This window comes from Buchnera aphidicola (Uroleucon sonchi), from assembly GCF_011035165.1.
Taxonomy (GTDB): domain Bacteria; phylum Pseudomonadota; class Gammaproteobacteria; order Enterobacterales; family Enterobacteriaceae; genus Buchnera; species Buchnera aphidicola_BE.
The window spans coordinates 164806-183356 of the sequence record NZ_CP047588.1 but is presented as its reverse complement, the minus strand read 5'-3'; the positions used below and the strand labels follow the sequence as shown (position 1 = coordinate 183356).

At 23.8% G+C, this 18551-nt stretch carries 17 protein-coding genes; 3 read left to right on the top strand and 14 right to left on the bottom strand.

From position 1 onward, the window contains the following. Positions 1–5: 5 nt before the first annotated feature. The gene (pta, locus tag GUU85_RS00825) at positions 6–2153 is read right to left on the bottom strand and encodes a phosphate acetyltransferase (protein WP_163119083.1); all 2148 of its coding nucleotides are present in this window, start codon (positions 2151–2153) and stop codon (positions 6–8) included. Between the two features lie 40 nt (positions 2154–2193). Beyond that, positions 2194–3417, bottom strand: coding sequence for an acetate kinase (locus GUU85_RS00820; protein WP_163119081.1), 1224 nt, complete (start codon positions 3415–3417; stop codon positions 2194–2196). Positions 3418–3467: 50 nt separating this feature from the next. Between GUU85_RS00820 and nadE the strand changes: the two genes are divergently transcribed. Then, positions 3468–4274 (top strand): ammonia-dependent NAD(+) synthetase, encoded by an 807-nt coding sequence (gene nadE / locus GUU85_RS00815; RefSeq protein ID WP_163119770.1) that lies wholly within the window; start codon positions 3468–3470, stop codon positions 4272–4274. 7 nt (positions 4275–4281) lie between these two features. Here nadE and sirB1 read toward each other — a convergent pair whose 3' ends face one another. The 3 genes from sirB1 to prfA form a co-directional block, all read right to left on the bottom strand. Next, entirely contained in the window at positions 4282–5091 is an 810-nt protein-coding gene (gene sirB1, locus GUU85_RS00810; RefSeq protein ID WP_163119079.1) for an invasion regulator SirB1, read from the bottom strand. A gap of 144 nt (positions 5092–5235) precedes the next feature. Beyond that, positions 5236–6066 (bottom strand): peptide chain release factor N(5)-glutamine methyltransferase, encoded by an 831-nt coding sequence (gene prmC / locus GUU85_RS00805; protein WP_163119077.1) that lies wholly within the window; start codon positions 6064–6066, stop codon positions 5236–5238. Beyond that, positions 6063–7148 carry a peptide chain release factor 1 gene (gene prfA / locus GUU85_RS00800; RefSeq protein ID WP_163119075.1) on the bottom strand — a complete coding sequence of 362 codons (1086 nt, stop codon included), beginning with the start codon at positions 7146–7148 and terminating at the stop codon, positions 6063–6065. Before prfA ends, prmC begins: the two co-directional genes overlap by 4 nt. Before the next feature lie 210 nt (positions 7149–7358). Between prfA and ispE the strand changes: the two genes are divergently transcribed. Then, positions 7359–8228: a 4-(cytidine 5'-diphospho)-2-C-methyl-D-erythritol kinase gene (gene ispE / locus GUU85_RS00795; RefSeq protein ID WP_163119074.1), complete on the top strand. Its 870-nt coding sequence runs from the start codon at positions 7359–7361 to the stop codon at positions 8226–8228. 92 nt (positions 8229–8320) lie between these two features. Then, positions 8321–9268, top strand: coding sequence for a ribose-phosphate pyrophosphokinase (locus tag GUU85_RS00790; RefSeq protein WP_163119072.1), 948 nt, complete (start codon positions 8321–8323; stop codon positions 9266–9268). Positions 9269–9337: 69 nt separating this feature from the next. On the opposite strand, the gene GUU85_RS00785 is transcribed toward GUU85_RS00790, so the two are convergent. From GUU85_RS00785 to nuoH, 9 genes are all read right to left on the bottom strand, one after another. Further along, the gene (locus GUU85_RS00785) at positions 9338–9520 is read right to left on the bottom strand and encodes a CvpA family protein (RefSeq protein ID WP_254056361.1); all 183 of its coding nucleotides are present in this window, start codon (positions 9518–9520) and stop codon (positions 9338–9340) included. A 293-nt stretch (positions 9521–9813) separates the two neighbouring features. After that, the gene (gene folC, locus GUU85_RS00780; protein ID WP_163119070.1) at positions 9814–11049 is read right to left on the bottom strand and encodes a bifunctional tetrahydrofolate synthase/dihydrofolate synthase; all 1236 of its coding nucleotides are present in this window, start codon (positions 11047–11049) and stop codon (positions 9814–9816) included. A gap of 174 nt (positions 11050–11223) precedes the next feature. Continuing rightward, positions 11224–12687, bottom strand: a complete 1464-nt coding sequence (locus GUU85_RS00775; RefSeq protein WP_163119068.1) for an NADH-quinone oxidoreductase subunit N — start codon at positions 12685–12687, stop codon at positions 11224–11226. 34 nt (positions 12688–12721) lie between these two features. Next, positions 12722–14209, bottom strand: a complete 1488-nt coding sequence (locus GUU85_RS00770) for an NADH-quinone oxidoreductase subunit M (protein ID WP_163119067.1) — start codon at positions 14207–14209, stop codon at positions 12722–12724. A gap of 123 nt (positions 14210–14332) precedes the next feature. Next, on the bottom strand, positions 14333–16174 hold the full coding sequence (gene nuoL, locus GUU85_RS00765) for an NADH-quinone oxidoreductase subunit L (RefSeq protein ID WP_163119065.1): 1842 nt from the start codon (positions 16172–16174) through the stop codon (positions 14333–14335). After that, positions 16171–16473 carry an NADH-quinone oxidoreductase subunit NuoK gene (nuoK, locus tag GUU85_RS00760; protein WP_163119063.1) on the bottom strand — a complete coding sequence of 101 codons (303 nt, stop codon included), beginning with the start codon at positions 16471–16473 and terminating at the stop codon, positions 16171–16173. Before nuoK ends, nuoL begins: the two co-directional genes overlap by 4 nt. A gap of 23 nt (positions 16474–16496) precedes the next feature. Further along, complete coding sequence (gene nuoJ, locus GUU85_RS00755; protein ID WP_163119061.1) at positions 16497–17009, bottom strand: NADH-quinone oxidoreductase subunit J; 513 nt, start codon at positions 17007–17009, stop codon at positions 16497–16499. 10 nt (positions 17010–17019) lie between these two features. Continuing rightward, entirely contained in the window at positions 17020–17562 is a 543-nt protein-coding gene (nuoI, locus tag GUU85_RS00750; protein ID WP_163119059.1) for an NADH-quinone oxidoreductase subunit NuoI, read from the bottom strand. A 20-nt stretch (positions 17563–17582) separates the two neighbouring features. Next, a complete protein-coding gene (gene nuoH, locus GUU85_RS00745) occupies positions 17583–18551 on the bottom strand; it encodes an NADH-quinone oxidoreductase subunit NuoH (protein WP_163119057.1) in 969 nt (322 codons plus the stop codon).

The window sequence follows — 18551 nt, the reverse complement described above, 5'->3', positions numbered from 1 at the left end:
TTTTTTTATTTAGCTTGAATTGATGTCAATGCAATAGTGTAAATGATTTCTTCAATTGAAGCTCCTCGTGATAAATCATTTACTGGTTTTCTTAATCCTTGTAACATTGGACCAATAGAAATAATATTTGCAGAACGTTGAACTGCTTTATAAGCTATATTACCAGAATTTAAATCTGGAAATATAAATATATTCGCCGATCCTAAAATCGGTGAATATGGTGCTTTTAATTGAGATATTGTTTCTGAAACAGCAGCGTCGTATTGAATAGGTCCATCAATAATTAAATCAGGTCTTTTGTGTCGTACAATATTAGTAGCTTGTCTTACTTTTTCAACTTGATATCCTGCTCCAGAGTCACCAGTAGAATAAGATAACATAGCAATACGTGGTTCTATATTAAAAATTTTTGCAGAATCTGCTGATTGAATTGCAATACTTGCTAATTCTTCTGCATTTGGAGCAACATTAATAGCACAATCACCATAAATTAATACTGAATTAGATAGCAACATAAAAAAAATAGATGAAACTAAAGTATTATTAGGATAAGTTTTGATGATCTGAAAAGCTGGACGTATAGTATTCGATGTTGTATTAATTGATCCAGAAACTAAACCATCTACTTGATTATCTTCTAATATTAAAGTTGCTAAAATATTATTATCTTTTATTTTTTTTTCAGCAATATATTCATTCATTCCTTTATTTTTTCGAAGTTCTACAAGACGAGAAATATATTTATTCTTTACTAAATCAGGATTAATAATTTCAATTTTTTTACTTAAATGAATATTATTATCATATGCTATTTGATAAATTTTTTTTGCATCTCCTAATAATATACATTGAGCAATTTTTTCAGAATAACATATTGAAGTAGCTTGTAAAATTCTCACTTCATATGATTCAGGTAATATAATGCGTTTATTTTTTTTCCTAGAAAATAATTTTATATAATAACAAAATTCTTTTGGTGCATATGTTTTACTAATAGTCTTATTTTTTTTATGTAAAAGTATTTTATCAAATACATTAAAGAAGCTAGAAATAAATTTTTGTAATTTCTTAATATATATTTTATCTTTCATTTTGAGATTAAAATCAAAATCGTGTAATTTTGATAAAATCTCAATTGTATTTTTGTTCGTAAAAAAAATAGAAATAGATTTTTTGATTAACAGTTGACAAGAAAAAATTATATTTTCTTTTAGTTTTGCTGTGCCAGTTAATATTATGCACCGAATTTTATTTTTTTTAAAATCTAATAATTTTATCATATCTATAAAATTTTCTATACGACTAAAAGAAATTATTATTAAAGTATTGCAATATGTTTTACTTAAAATATTTTCATCACTTTCATCAAATATCATAATTTCTTCTATAATATGAGTGCTTTTATTGATTAAATGAATATATTTTATATTTAAAAAATTTAAAATATCTAATACATGTATTTGCATTATATTTCTATTCCATGGAATATAAGCAATAATTTTAAGAAAATTATTTTTAAAATATGTTTTAGGTATAATACTTGTTATTATTTGATTTTTAGATTCTTTTAAAATTCTTAATTTTTTTATGAAAGAACATTGTTTTTCTATTAAAAAAGGATCATGAATTTTATTAAAAATAATACCTAAAATATTTTTATATTTTTTTTCATGTAAAAAGAAATTAATTTTTTTTTCTTTGTTTGTAATATAACTTATAGAATCATTTTTTAAATTATCCACAAATATTACTTCTGCATTTAAATTTATTGCAAGATCATAATTAATTTCTTCAGAATGAATATGATCATATTTATTAATACCTTTAATGAAAATTAATTCATATAACATTGGTTGTTGATGACAAATATCCATAATTTTTGTAAATAAAGATAAATAATCAGAAGATTGAAAAAGTAATTTAGAAAAATCTATATCTTTTATAGTATGAATTATGTTTGAAAAATATTTATTAATAATGAATGTGCTATAGTCTAATTCATTTTTTATACAAGAGAAATACAAGATAGATTTTTTGGATTTATTATGATAAATACTATTTTGTTTTATATTAAAATAATACATTATACTTAAACTAACTGTATTTAAACCAACTTTTTGATCTAAAGGGATTAACATTATAATGCGTGACATAATAATCCTATATATTGAATATATAAATAATATAATACTATTATAATAATTTTTTGTTAATTATATGCACAGTTTCTTGAGCTATTGCTAATTCTTCATCTGTTGGAATTACAAATACTGGATGAGAAGCGCTTTCAGTAATTAATCCTGACTTTCCTCCTATAGTTACACGATTTAATGTTAAATTAATTTTAAAATTTAATAAAGATAATTGAGAAAAAATTAATTCTCTAATGAAAGATACATTTTCTCCGATACCCCCAGTAAATACTACTGCATCTAGACGATTTCCCATTAAACTCATATAACTAGCTATATATTTAGATAAACGATGACAAAAAACTTGAACAGCTCTTTTAGCTTCTATTTCCGAATCATATGCTTTTTCAAAATAGCGGAAATCACTACTAATTTCACTTAAACCTAATAACCCTGATTTTTGATTTAAAATTTTTTCAATTTCATTAATACTTATATGAAGCTGTTTGTGCATAAAAAAAATTATTGAAGGATCTATATCTCCACTACGTGTTCCCATCACCAATCCTTCTAAAGGAGTTAAACCCATAGAAGTATCAACACATACTCCATTACAAATCGCTGAAATTGAACATCCATTACCTAAATGACACGTAATAATATTTAAAGAATTAAAAGATTTTTTTAAAATAATAGCTGTTTTATGAGCTATATAATTATGACTAATACCATGGGCTCCATAACGTCTAATGCCATATTTTTTATAAAACTTATATGGTATAGCATATAAAAAAGAAGTTTCAGGCATATTTTGATAGAAAGAAGTATCAAAAACTGCAACATTACGATGAGATAAAATAGAATATTTTTCTATAATAGTTTTAATACCAATTAAATTTGCTGGATTATGTAATGGAGCAAAACAAGTAGCATTTTGAATACAATTAATTACATAATCATCAATTAAAATAGATTGCTTAATTCGACTACCACCATGCACTACTCTATGCCCTATGCCAATTAATTTTTTACAAATATTTTTTTGTTTTAATAAAACATAATCTATAATAAAATTTAAAGCATCTCTATGATTCATATTTGAACCTATTATTTTATTATATTTCTTGTCTAAATATGTCCATTTAATATATGTATTTGATAAAAATAAACATTCTACAATACCATATAAATATTTTATATTATTTATAGGATCTAAAATTGCAAATTTGATAGATGAACTGCCACAATTTAAAACTAAAATTAAATTATTCAATTGATTATCCATTATGTTAATCTAGCACTTTTAAAAATTAATTTTTCAATGATTACGAGATTATTATGATACAAAAAGAAATTATAAAATTAATGGGAGTTAAACCAAAAATTATACCTAAAATAGAAATTAAAAATTGTGTTAATTTTTTAAAAAATTATTTGCTACACAATATTACTTTAAGATCTTTAATAGTTGGTATTAGTGGAGGACAAGACTCTACATTAACAGGAAAATTATGCCAAATTACTGTTCAACAATTAAGATATGAGACAAAAAATATTAATTATAAATTTATTGCAGTCAGAATGCCATATGGAATACAAACTGATGAACAAGACTGTCAGGATGCAATAAATTTTATTAAACCAGATCAAATTTTTAATATTAACATTAAACCATCAATCTTAAGAAGCGAAAAATCTTTACAAAAATCAGGAATTATTATATCAGATTATGTACGCGGTAATGAAAAAGCTCGCGAAAGAATGAAAGTACAATATAGTATTGCTGCCATGAATCAAGGTCTGGTTGTTGGAACAGGAAATGCAGCAGAGCATTTAACTGGATTTTTTACAAAATTTGGAGATGGTGGAACAGATATTAATCCTATTTATAAGTTAAATAAAAGACAAGGTCGTTTATTATTACAAGAATTACATTCTCCCAAAAATCTATATTTTAAAAAACCTATGGCTGATTTAGAAGATAATCATCCGCAACAAGATGATGAATCTGTTTTAGGAATTACGTACAATTCTATTGATTCCTACTTAGAAGGAAAAAAAATAGATTGTAAAATACAAAAAAAAATAGAAGAAATCTACTTTAAAACATTACATAAACGTTGTTTACCAATTACTCAATAAATTTTATTTAGTGTAATATATTTTTTTTTTGTTCAATAGAATGTATTTGAATTTTAATAATCTCACTCACAGGATCATCCGGACAATGTTCTACAAAATAAATTAAATCCGTCAATGCTACATGATTACATTCTAAATGTGCATATATTAATCCACGATCACGTATTTCATATGGATCATTAGGATTAATATGTAATAATAAATTAGTCACATTTAATGCTAATTCCATATTTTTTTCTTCCATTAATGCAGATTTTAATGTATTTAACATTTTACAGATTACAGTAATAGATTCAGATTTATATAAATCATTTTCATATAATTCTGCTGTAGGGCTGATATTACCTTTTAACCATACTTCTAATGTATGTTTATCTAAAATATCTCCATTAAATGGATTAATGAGCCATTTTTTCTCATTAATCCAATCTGCTCTTAAAATAAGTTGTGTCGGAAATACTACTGGATTCAATGGTAATTGCAATTCTTGAGCAATATGTAAAAAAAGTACTCCAAGAGATACTGCTGTTCCTTGACGTGTTTTTAAAACATTATCAATCCATATCACATCTGAAAGTTTATAAATACCATTGGCACTACCGAAATTCCAATGAATATAAAACAATTTCAATAATTTTTCTAATTTTTTACTAGGTTCATATTCTGATGATACATAAGATTTAGCTTCTTTTATTCTATTTTGCAATTCAGATAAAACACAATGCGCAGGAAAATCTTCTCGAATAGCTTGAGAAGAAATAATAATAGAATCCAAAAGTGATAATTTAGAAAAATCAATATTAGAAAGAGATTTCATATTATTTGTCGTGATAATGTGTTAAAATAATAATAATTGAGATAATATATATTATATAAAATTAATATACTTAATATTAAAATATAACATTTTTTTTAATTTTTGTTAATAAAACATTTCAATTTTATAAAACATAATACAATGTTATTTATTATATTGTCCTATAGTTACACGATCATTGCCTCCATAATCTTGATAAGATTGTATTGCACAAAAATTATATTGTTTAAATAAATATTGTACTGATAATTTTTGTTTCCATCCATGTTCTATTAATAACCAACCTCCAAAAAATAAATAATATTTCGATTGTTTTATAATCTTTTTAATTTCTGATAAACCATTTTGAGCAGCAATTAAAGCACTAATGGGTTCAAAAAAAATATCTTTTTTTAAAAATTTTATTTCTTTTGCACTAATATATGGTGGGTTGCTAATAATAATATGAAATTTATTATGAATATTTGAAAACCAATCACTATAAAAAAAAGAAATATTTTTAAAATTTAATTTTAATGCATTTAAATTAGCTATTTTAATAGCTTGTTCTGATTTATCAACACCAACAATTTGCCAATCAGAACAGATGCTTGATAAAGCTAAAGCAATTGCTCCGCATCCAGTGCCTAAATCAAGAATAAGAGCAGAAGGATTATGAATCTTAGATAGCGCTGTTTCTACTAAAATTTCTGTATCAGGCCTTGGAATAAGAGTATCATATGAAACAGATAAAGACAAAGACCAAAATTCTTTTTCTTTTATTATATAAGCAATAGGTTCTCCTAAAGATCTACGATAAATAAAATGATTTAATAATTTATACTGTTTTTTTGTTAAAATAATTTCATCTGATTGCAGAATGAAACTATAAGTGTATTTTGTCACATACGATAATAATAATCTAGCTTCATATTGAGGATTATCAGAATAACATAATTTTTTCATCCAATATTTAATCCATTTTTGAATATTCATATTTTTTCTTGTGATAAAGAAGATAATAAATCTGCTTGATATTCTTGGCTTATCGGATCAATAAGAACATCTAATTTTCCTTGTAATACTTCATCTAATTTATAAATAGTTAAATTAATTCTATGATCTGTGATTCGATTTTGAGGAAAATTATATGTTCTATTTCTATCTGATCTACTTCCGCTACCTAATAATACTTTTCTTATTGAAGAATTTTCTTGATGTATTTTTTCTAATTGAGCTGCATAAATACGTGCAGATAAAATAGATAATGCTTTAGCTTTATTTTTATGTTGTGAACGTTCATCTTGACATTCTACCACTTGTCCAGTAGGAAGATGTGTAATTCTAATAGCAGAATCAGTAGTATTAACATGCTGACCACCAGCACCGGAAGAGCGAAAAGTATCAATTTTTAAATCAGATGAATTAATTTCTGCTTTTTCAGCTTGAGGAATAACCGGCATGACTGCTACAGTACAAGTAGAAGTATGTATTCTCCCTTGTGATTCTGTTTCTGGAACTCGTTGCACACGATGCCCCCCTGATTCAAATTTTAAGCGGCCACATGCACCTTTTCCTTTAATTTTTAAAATAATTTCTTTAAATCCTCCTTTTTCACTTTCACTCGTATATATAATTTCTGATTTCCATCCACAAAGTTCAGCATACCTGGAATACATTCTAAATAATTCACCAGCAAAAATTGCAGATTCATCTCCACCAGTAGCTGATCTAATTTCAACAAAACAACTATGTTGGTCATTAGGGTTTTCAGGCAATAATAAAATATTTATTTTTTTTTCTAAAATATTTTTTTTTTGATGCAATACATATAATTCTTCTTTAGCTATTTCTTGCATTTCTATATCATTTAACAAAATTTTAATATTTTGGATGTCATGATGTAATTCTTCCCATTGAATAAAATTTTTCATAATTTTAGATAATTTTAAATACTCTTTAGATAAAGTTTTAAAATATTCTCTATTAGTAATAGTGTCCTGCTGAGCAAGCATATATTCAAGTTCTTGATAGCGATCACGCAAAGATTTTAATTTATTTAAAATAGAATTATTCATAAAATCCTTATAATAAAAGTATTGCGTAAAATATTTTTAATTAAAATAAAATAATTGTTTATAAATATCATTTAATATGATAATAAAACATTTTAATGTAATGATTCTTACATTAATAAAAATATTTATATTGTAAAATTATATCATTGCAAATCATCTCATTGTAATTTTAATTAATATTTACATTAAAATCTTTTTATATATTATTCAATGAAAATTAAAACAATCTATACATGGTGGCCATCACCTGCAAAAATTAATTTGTTTTTATATGTCACAGGTATACGTTCAAATAAATATCATAATATACAAACATTATTTCAATTTCTAAATTACGGAGACACATTAAAAATTATTCCTAATAACACAGGTTATATTGAATTATTTACTAAAAACAAAAATCTTTTAAATAAAAAAAACAGTATTATTACTGCTGCTAAATTATTAAAACAGAAAGGAATTTTTTATAAAAGATTACATAATTCTCTAAATGGGGCAAAAATATTTTTAAAAAAAAATATACCTATAGGCAGTGGATTAGGAGGGGGATCATCTAATGCAGCAACTACATTAATTCTATTGAATCAATTATGGAATACACAATTCACTTTAGAAGAATTATCTTTATTCAGTCTAGAAATAGGATCAGATATACCTGGTTTTATTATGGGAAAAACAGCTATTATTGAAGGAATAGGCGATATATTTCATCCGATTCAAACGCAAGAAAAATGGTATTTAATAGTCTATCCTAATACTACTATTTCAACAAAAAACATGTTTGAAAATCTTAGTTTAATGCAATATAGTTCTAAAAAATCTATTCAAGAACTATTGCATTTACCATTCAAAAACGTTTTTGAAGATATAGCAAAAAATAAATTTATTAAAATAAAAAAATTAATTTCTATATTATCTTCATATGCTCCATTTCGAATGACAGGGACCGGTTCTTGTATATTTTCTGAATTTAATGATAAACAATCTGCACAAAAAATATTTAAACTAATACCAAAAGATACAACAAGCTTTATTACGAAAAGTGTTAATATTTCACCATTACATAAAATGTTTAATTAATAATATGTTTTGATTAAACAATCTCTTAATATAAATTTATTTATTAAAATTTTCAAAAATATTATTTTTGAATAAAATGAAAAGGTTGTTTTATGTCAGACATGAAACTTTTTGCAGGAAATTCTATTCCAAAATTAGCAAAATATATTGCTAATAGATTATATATTAATTTAGGTAATGCGTCTGTAGGTCGATTTAGTGATGGTGAAGTCAGTGTACAAATTAATGAAAATGTTAGAGGAGGTGATGTATTTATCATTCAATCTACTTGTTCACCCACTAATGATAATATTATGGAACTAGTAGTTATGGTAGATGCATTAAGAAGAGCATCTGCTGGAAGAATTACAGCAGTAATACCATATTTTGGATATGCTCGCCAAGACCGTCGTGTAAGATCAGCTAGAGTACCTATAACAGCTAAAGTAGTAGCTGATTTTTTATCTAGTATTGGAGTTGATCGTGTATTAACAGTAGATTTACATGCAGAACAAATACAAGGTTTTTTTGATGTACCAGTAGACAATGTTTTTGGTAGTTTGATTTTACTAGAAGATATGTTGCAAAGAGAATTAAAAAATCCTATTGTTGTTTCTCCTGATATAGGAGGAGTCGTTCGAGCAAGAGCAATTGCTAAATTGCTTTATGATACTGATATGGCTATTATTGATAAAAGAAGGCCTCATGCTAATGTATCACAAATCATGCATATTATTGGAGATGTAGCAAATCGTGATTGTATTTTAGTAGATGATATGATAGATACAGGTGGCACTTTATGTAAAGCTGCAGAAGCTTTAAAAGAAAGAGGTGCTAAGAGAGTTTTTGCATATGCTACTCATCCTATTTTTTCTGGAAATGCTTTGATTAATCTACAAACTTCTGTTATAGATGAAGTAGTAGTATGTGACACCATTCCTTTGTCAAAGCAAATAGCATTACTACCAAATGTACGCACATTAACATTATCAGGAATGCTTGCTGAAGCAATTAGACGTATTAGTAACGAAGAATCAATTTCTGCTATGTTTGAGCATTAATATACTTTTTGAAAATACAATTTATTCTAAGCACACTATAATTTTGACATTAACAATAATGTGCTTAGTTTAATATAATAAAAACATTGTGCATATTATAAATCTATTAATTAATATAGAATGATTAATATAATAATTATAGTTTTTTTGACTAATATAGCTAAATATCAATAAAATAAAACACGCTAATATTATACCTCGAATAATTCCGAATATACCTCCTAATAAAATATTCCAATAAGAAATATGCATTTTTTTAATAATTTTTTTTATATAAAAATTTAATGTACGTTTTATTATAAAAAAAAAATCATCATAAAAAATATGAAAAAATGATTTATTAAAAAAATATTTTGAATAGAATTGTGAAAAAAATGAAAAAAATAATTATATTTACTAAAAAAATAAAAATTAAAAAACCAAAAAAAAGAAGCAATTACTTCTTGATTAAACCCGCGGCATATACCAAAACAAAATGAACTAATAATAGTTAAGATAACAATATAATCTAAGAAAAGCATAATATTTTTAATATATTTTATTATTTATACATGTAATGAAAAAAGTTCTGAAATAGTAAAAAAAGAACCGAATACTAAAATTAAATCTTCTTTTTTTGCTGTTATATATGCTTTTTTATAAGCTTCACTTATATTATTAAAGATTGATGTATTATGAATAGGAAATATATTTCTCAATTGTATTGAAGTTGCAGTACGAACATTTTTTAATGGAGATACTAACCAATAATCAATTTTATTTTTTAATTGATTTATAATACCTGTAATGTCTTTATCTTTTAATATTCCTACTACTGCATATATTTTACCAATAATATGCATTTCATCTAATTTATGAGATAAATATAATGCAGCATGAGGATTATGAGCTACATCTATAATAACATGAGGAGAAATAGAAATAGTTTGAAACCTGCCCGATAATTGAACAGAAGGAAGCAACTTTCTTATGACATTTTGATTAATGTAATAACCAGAATAATAAATAGCAGATAAAGCAAGAGCTGCACTAGATAATGGTATTTGAGTGATAGGTAAGTCATATAATTTAATATTAGAATGAATAAAGCTCCAATATTTATCATATTTATAAAAATACCAATCTATATTAATTTTTTTTAATATTGTTTTGGTATTTAAAGCTATTTTATTCATAGAGTTAGGAATATCTGTCTCTCCAATAATAGCAATTTTATTGCTTCTAAAAATACCAGATTTTTCATATGCAATACTTTCACGATCTTTTCCTAAATATTCAATATGATCTATGCCAATATTAGTAATAATAGATATATCTGAATCAATAATATTAGTTGCATCTAATCTTCCTCCTAAACCTACTTCTAATATTATAAAATCTAATTCATATCTTTTAAATAATATTAATGCTGAAAGTGTAATAAATTCAAAATACGTTAGTTCAATAGAATCTCTTATAAATTCTATTTTTTGAAAAGCAGAAATATGATCTTCTTCTTTTAATAATAATCCATTGACTCGTATTCTTTCTTTATAATCAAATAAATGAGGCGATGTATACAATCCTACTTGATAACCTGAATGTAATAATAATTGTTCTAACATGAAACAAGTAGTTCCTTTACCATTCGTTCCAGCTACTGTAAAGATAAAAGATTGCAAGTATAAAACATTTAACTTTTTAGCAATCCATTTTAATTGATTAAGATTAAATGTTGTTTTTTTGTTTAATTTTTCTAATTTTTTAAGCCAAACAGATAAAGAATCATTTTTATTGATCATATTCTCTTATTATTTTTTTATTAAATAATATTTTAAATGTTTTTCAAATTATATTTTTATAATTGATGAATTGATATTATATTAATATATAACTTTTTAGAATTATATAAAATATTAAATTTAACAATTTTCATAAGTCTTATCTATGATTAATATCATAGTAATATTATTAAATTAAACTTTTATAGACAATTGTACTAAATTAATTAATTGATTTGGATACATGCCTAAAATCAATAAAAATATTCCTGAAATAAATATTATTACTCCAGATGGAGTATATAACCAGTGACGAGATATACTAATCTCATTACTTACTAGTTGTAATGGTTGTAAATACAAATTTAAAATGACTCTTAAATAACAATAAAAACCCAGCAAGGTACTAATTAAAAATACTAAACCTATTATCCATAAATGTTCATGAATGATAATAGATAATATATAAAATTTACTAATAAATCCAAATGTTAAAGGAAAACCAGATAAAGATAAAAGAACTAAAGTTAGTATCATGGATATAAGTGGATTAGACCAAAACAATCCTTGATATCTATGTAATGTATTTACATTATTAGTTTGATTATGATTAGTTATCAAATTGATAATACCAAAAAATGCAATATTACTAAATAGATAACTATAAAGATATATTACGCTAGCTTCTAAAGAAAAATAATAATTTTTATTTGATGCCAAAAATATAATAAAAAGATAACCTATTTGAGATATAGAAGAATAACCAAATAATCTTTTAATATTATTTTGAAAAATAGCCATTAAATTTCCAAATAACATCGAAAGAACAATTATTAATGATAATAAAAAATGTATTGTTTTATTTGAATAAGAAATATGTGATAAAAAAGTTAATAACATACTAAAAATAGCAATTTTACCTGCAGTAGAAAAAAAAGATAATACAGACGCAGGAGTGCCTTGATAAATATCAGGAGTCCATAAATGAAATGGAACAATAGATAGTTTAAATAATACTGATAACAGTATCATACTCATTCCAAATAATACAATCAATTCTTCATGGTAAGCAAGGCTATTCACAAGAGGAATAATTGATGCAAAATTTAACGATCCAGAAATTGAATAAACCCACGCTATACCAAATAATAAAAAACTAGATGATACACCAGATAAAATAATATACTTTAAAGCAGCTTCTAAAGAATATTTTTGATACGACGAATAAGCAATTAAACCGAAAATTGGTAATGATAATACTTCAATATTTATAAAAAATGAAGCCATGTGATTAGATATAATTAATGACATTGCTCCTAAATGAGCAATAATAATCAAAAAATAAAATTCCTCTTTATTATAAGAAAAATTTTTTAACCATTCATATCCAAAGATACAGGTACTAATACTAGAGAATATAATCATACTCATATATAAAATAGAATAATGAGTCACATGAAATAAACCATAAATATCTATAGGTAAAATTGGTATTAATAAATATAAAGAAAAAAATGAAAAGATTAATCCAAAAATACTTAATAACACAACAAAAAAATGATTTCGATTATAAGCAATAGATAACATTATTGTCATTGCAGTAAATATCATAATCAACAAAGGCAGCAAAGCTGTTAATTGTTGTAAATTTATTATCATTTTTAATTAAAACCTTATTTATAAAATTAAGTAATTAAATTCTTTTATAAATATTATATATAGAATCATATGAAATATTTATAATAGCTTGTGGATATAAACCTAAGAAAATTATCATTATTGCTATTATTATCAATATGCATAAAATTCTTTTTTGAATAAATATAACAGAACTATGTTTTGCACATGAACCATAAAAGATATTTTGTATAAAATTTAACGAATAAATAGAAGAAAAAATTATACTAATTGTTCCTAAAATTGCAAAATATGGAAATATTTTGAACATTCCAGATAAGATCAAAAATTCACCAATAAAATTACCAGTTCCAGGAATTCCTAAATTTGATAAAGAAAAAAATAAAGATAAACCTGGAAGCCAATAAATATGAGACCATAAACCTCCCATAGAATTAATATTTTGAGTTTGAAAATATTTACATAATTGTCCAGATACAATACATAAAGCTGCAGAAGTCAAACTACTTGACAAAATGTGAATTATGACACCTTGCAGCGCTATTTCACTTGTACTATAAATAGCAATTAAAATTAATCCCATGTGAGAAATCGAAGAATAGGCAATAAATTTCTTAATATTTTCTTGTGAAAAAGCTATCCAAGCTCCATAAAATATACTAAATAAACCTAAAAATATTGCTATTGGAGCAAATGTCTTACTGGCATTTGGAAATAACATTAAATTATATCTTATTAATGCATAAGGAGCAGTTTTCAATAATATACCAATGATTTCAACAGATCCACAAGAAATAGATTTAGCATGTACATTTGGTAACCATCCGTGAAACGGCACAATCGGCATTTTTATAATAAATGCTAAAAAAAAACCTATCATTGCAATATATTCTATTTTTTGATTAATATGCATGTGCAATAATATATTATAATTAAAAGTCAATATATTAGTGCTTTTGTAATAACTTAAAACTATTAATAAAATAGATGACAATAATATTAAACCAGATATTTGTCCATATATAAAAAACTTATTAGCAGCAATAACAATTTTATTTTTTGTATTTTGATTACTCCATAGCACAATTAAAAAATACATTGGAAATAATATAATTTCCCAAAAACAAAAAAATAAAAATAAATCACAGGCCATAAAAATACCCATAATACCAGTAACCACTAACATAAAATTAAAATAAAAAAAACCTTCATTCTGCTTAATTTCATTCCAAGAACATATTATAGCTATAATAGATAATATTAAAGAAAATAAAATCATAATGATCGAGAATCCATCAATTGCGATATGAAACTCAATGCCAAATCGTGTAATCCAGGGTATAATTAATTGATGATTCCATATTAAATTCTTTTTAATATTCAAAAAACTATTATTATCAATGAATATGATGATCGTAATTAATAAAATTAAAATTGTTCCTGATAAAGCAATCCAACGAGACATATTTTTTTTTATTTTATAAAAACAAAAAGAAAAAATACTACTTAAAAATGGAATGATAATTAAAAAAGAAAGTAACATTATTAGTATATTCCTATTATTTAATATAATTATTTAATTAATGATAACTATTTAATCAATAAAATATATGATGTATTATTTATAGTATTAATAAATTAAATAAAAAATTATTATATCTTTCTTTTAATATAAAAGGATTAGTATAAAGATTGCATTAATACCTAAAATCATAGATGATACATACCATCTTACATAACCATTGCTACTTTTTAGTAAATAAAAGTTACATATTTTTACTATTTTAAAAAGATAATTCATAAATTTATTAAATGGATCATAAGAGAATATCTTAGATATATATAAATAAATATTTACAAAAAAAATATTATAAACATAATCAAAACCCCATCCATTCAAAAAAAAGTAATGTATTTTTTGTATAAATGAATATTTATAATATTTTTGTATTGAAAAAATGTGCTTAATCCATAAGAAATAAGATAAAAATATTCCAGAAATAGATAATATGCTAGATATGATCTCTAAAATAAACTTATTATTATCTAATAAATAAGAATTAGGAAAAATATTAAATAATGGAAATGATATATATGATCCTAATACAGTAGATAGTAATAATAAAATACACAATGGAATATGATGTTTTAAATTATTATTGGGAATTACTAAATTAGTATTATGATCATTGCCGTGAAAAATTACAAAAATCATTCTGAATGTATACAAAGCGGTTAAAAAAGAACAAAATAATGAAACGTAAAAAAAATATAAATCTCCGTGTTGCAAAATATTGAACAAAATATCATCTTTACTATAAAAACCAGAAGTTAATATAGGAAATGCAACTAAAGATCCTCCTCCAATTAAAAAATTAATATATAAAAAAGGCAATTTTTTTCTTAATCCGCCCATTTTAAATATATTTTTTTGATTTTGACACGAAATGATTAATGATCCAGCAGATAAAAATAATAATGCTTTAAATATTCCATGCATAATTAAATGTATAATAGCTGCGCTCCATGCTTGCACTCCTAAAGCTAAAAACATATAACCAATTTGACTCATAGTAGAATAAGCTAATATGCGTTTTATATCATTTTGAAATAAAGCTGATATACTAGCAGTAAATATTGTTAAAATACTTAATAATTCTATAACATATAATATATCTGGAGTAAGTAAAAATAAAAAATGTGTCCTTGCAATTAAATATACACCTGCGGTTACCATAGTCGCTGAATGAATTAAAGCTGAAACAGGACTAGGACCAACCATAGCATCAGATAACCAAGTTTGCAAAGGCAATTGTGCTGATTTTCCAATAACTCCAATTAATAAAAACAATGTAATATAATTTAAATCAAAAATGTTTTCTACACTTAAAAATGTTGATAAAAACTTAATTTCTTGAAAATTAAAAGTATTATATTTTTGATATATCAAAAATATTCCAATAATCAAAAAAACATCAGAAATACGAGTTAAAATAAACGCTTTAAAAGCAGATCGATAATTATTATATTTAGTATAATAAAACCCAATGAGTAAATAAGAACAAACACTAACTCCTTCCCATCCTAAATACATAAATAAAAAATTATCAGCAAGTACTAAAATAGACATGCTTGCTATAAATAAATTAGTATAAGCAAAAAATCGCGAATAGCCTTCTTTATCTTCCATATACCAGGAAGAAAAAATATGCACTAATAAACCAATACCTGTAATTAAAAATAACATACTTATAGATAATCCATCTATAAAAAAACTACAATTAATTTTTAAATTATTAATAGATAACCAATTCCATAATATCTGTGTAAAAATTTGATTATGATGTTTGTGAATTAGACAACCATAAACACAAGTAGTACAAAAAGATATTAATATTGTAAGTATTCCTAAATTTGATATATTTTTTTTAGACATCATACCTTGTATAGAAGATAAAAAAAGAAATCCTAACAGTGGAAAAAGAGTTATGAAAAAAATAATATTCATCCTTTCATCTCATTTAAAATATCAATATTTAATGTTTTATTACGTTTATAAAGTTGTAATAATAATGCTAAAGCAATACTAGCTTCTGATGCTGCTAAAGTGATTACAAATATATACATTATTTGTCCATCTACTTGTTTCCAATAACTGCCAACTGTTATTAATGCTAATCCAGCAGCATTGACCATTATTTCTAAACTAATTAATAAAAAAAATATATTACGTCTTATCATTAAAGAAGTTAAACCTAAAATAAATAATGTTAACGATAAAAACAATCCGTGGAATAAAGAAATCATAAAGTATTACCTTGAGTTAAAAACTAATTATAAAATTTTGATTTATTTTCATAGTTTTTTCCAATATGAAAAACAATAACTAAAGCGGATAATAAAAGAATTGAAGATAACTCAACGAGTAATATATAAGGACCAAATAAACTTATACCAACAATTTTTGAATTAATTAATAATTTATTAATTGTTTTATCTTTTAAATAAAAAATAACATAAGTCATAGAAATAAATAATATTAATGATAAAATACTAGGTCCAATCCAATAAATAGGTTTTAAAAAATTTTCTTTTTTTATATTATTCTCTTGATTAATGTTTAACATCATAATTACGAAAACAAATAATACTATAATAGCTCCTGCATAAATAATAACTTCTAAAGCTCCAGCAAAAAAAGCTCCAAGATAAAAAAATATTCCAGATATTGATAAAAAAGAAATAATTAAATATAATAAAGAATATATTACGTTTTTTTGAATAATTGTTAAAATGGTAGATATTATAGCTATCAAAGATAATGCATAAAAAATCAAATTCATATTAATCTCCTTATGGTAATAAATCCTTTACATTAACAGGTTTAGACTCAAAATCTAAATCACCTATTTTTTTATTTGCAATAGCTACTCCGGAAAAATTATAAAAATTATAATCTGGATATTTTCCTGGTCCTGAAATTAATAAATCTTCTTTTTCATACACCAAATCTTGTCTTTTAAAATCAGATAATTCAATATCAGGAGTTAATTGAATCGCAGCTGTAGGACATGCTTCTTCACATAAACCACAAAATATACAACGAGAAAAGTTAATACGAAAAAATTTTGGATACCACCGACCATCTATTTTTTCAGATTTTTGTAAAGAAATACAATCAACAGGACAAACTGCTGCGCATAAATTACAAGCTACACAACGTTCTCTTCCATCTAAATTACGAGTTAATATAATACGACCTCTATAACGAGGAGCAAGATTTAATTTTTCTTCTGGATATAATCTAGTCTCAGGTTTTGAAAAAATATTAGAAATAATCATCAATAAACTTCTGATTTGTGTATAAAACCCAATAATAATATTTTTTAGTGTCATATATTAATCTCTAATGAAATTCATAGTAAAATAAAAAAAGCTGTTAAAAATAAATTTAATAATGTCATCGGTAAACAATATTGCCATCCAAATAATAATATTTGATCATACCTTGGTCTTGGTAATGATGCTCTAATGAGAATAAACATAAAAATAAAAAATATCGTTTTTAAAAAAAACCAAATAAATCCAGGCAACCAAGGACCTAACCATCCGCCAAAAAACATAGTTACTATTAAGGAAGAAATAACAATCATAGAAATATATTCACCAATAAAAAATAAACCAAATTTCATTCCTGAATATTCAATATGATAACCATCTGCTAATTCTTGCTCAGATTCAGGTTGATCAAATGGGTGTCTGTGACAAACAGCTAAACCTGCTATAAAAAAAGTTAAAAAACCAAAAAACTGAGGGAAAATATTCCATATTTCTATTTGACTTTTTATAATATCTGATATTGTGAATGATCCTGCACGCGCAACTACACCCATGAGTGATAAACCTAAAAACACTTCATAACTTAATGTTTGAATACATGCGCGCATAGCACCTAATAGAGAATATTTATTATTGCTAGACCAACCAGCAAAAAGTATAGAATAAACAGATAAACTAGCCATCATTAAAAAAAATAAAATACCTATATTTAAATCAATAATATAAAAATTAGATGTAAATGGAATAATAGGAACTACACATAACAAAGACACAAAAGCTATTATAGGTGAAATAACAAAAATATATTTTTTACTAAACGAAGGAATCCAATCTTCTTTAAATAAAATTTTAATCATATCTGCGCATATTTGCAAACTACCCATCCAACCTACTCGATTAGGTCCATGTCTATTTTGAAATAATGCTAATAATCTTCGTTCAATTACACTTAATAAAGCAGCAAAAAAAACTATTAAAAATAAAAGAAAAAAAATTTTGAAAAGAGAAAAAATTATTTCTAATATGTTTTCTTCAAATCTGATCAT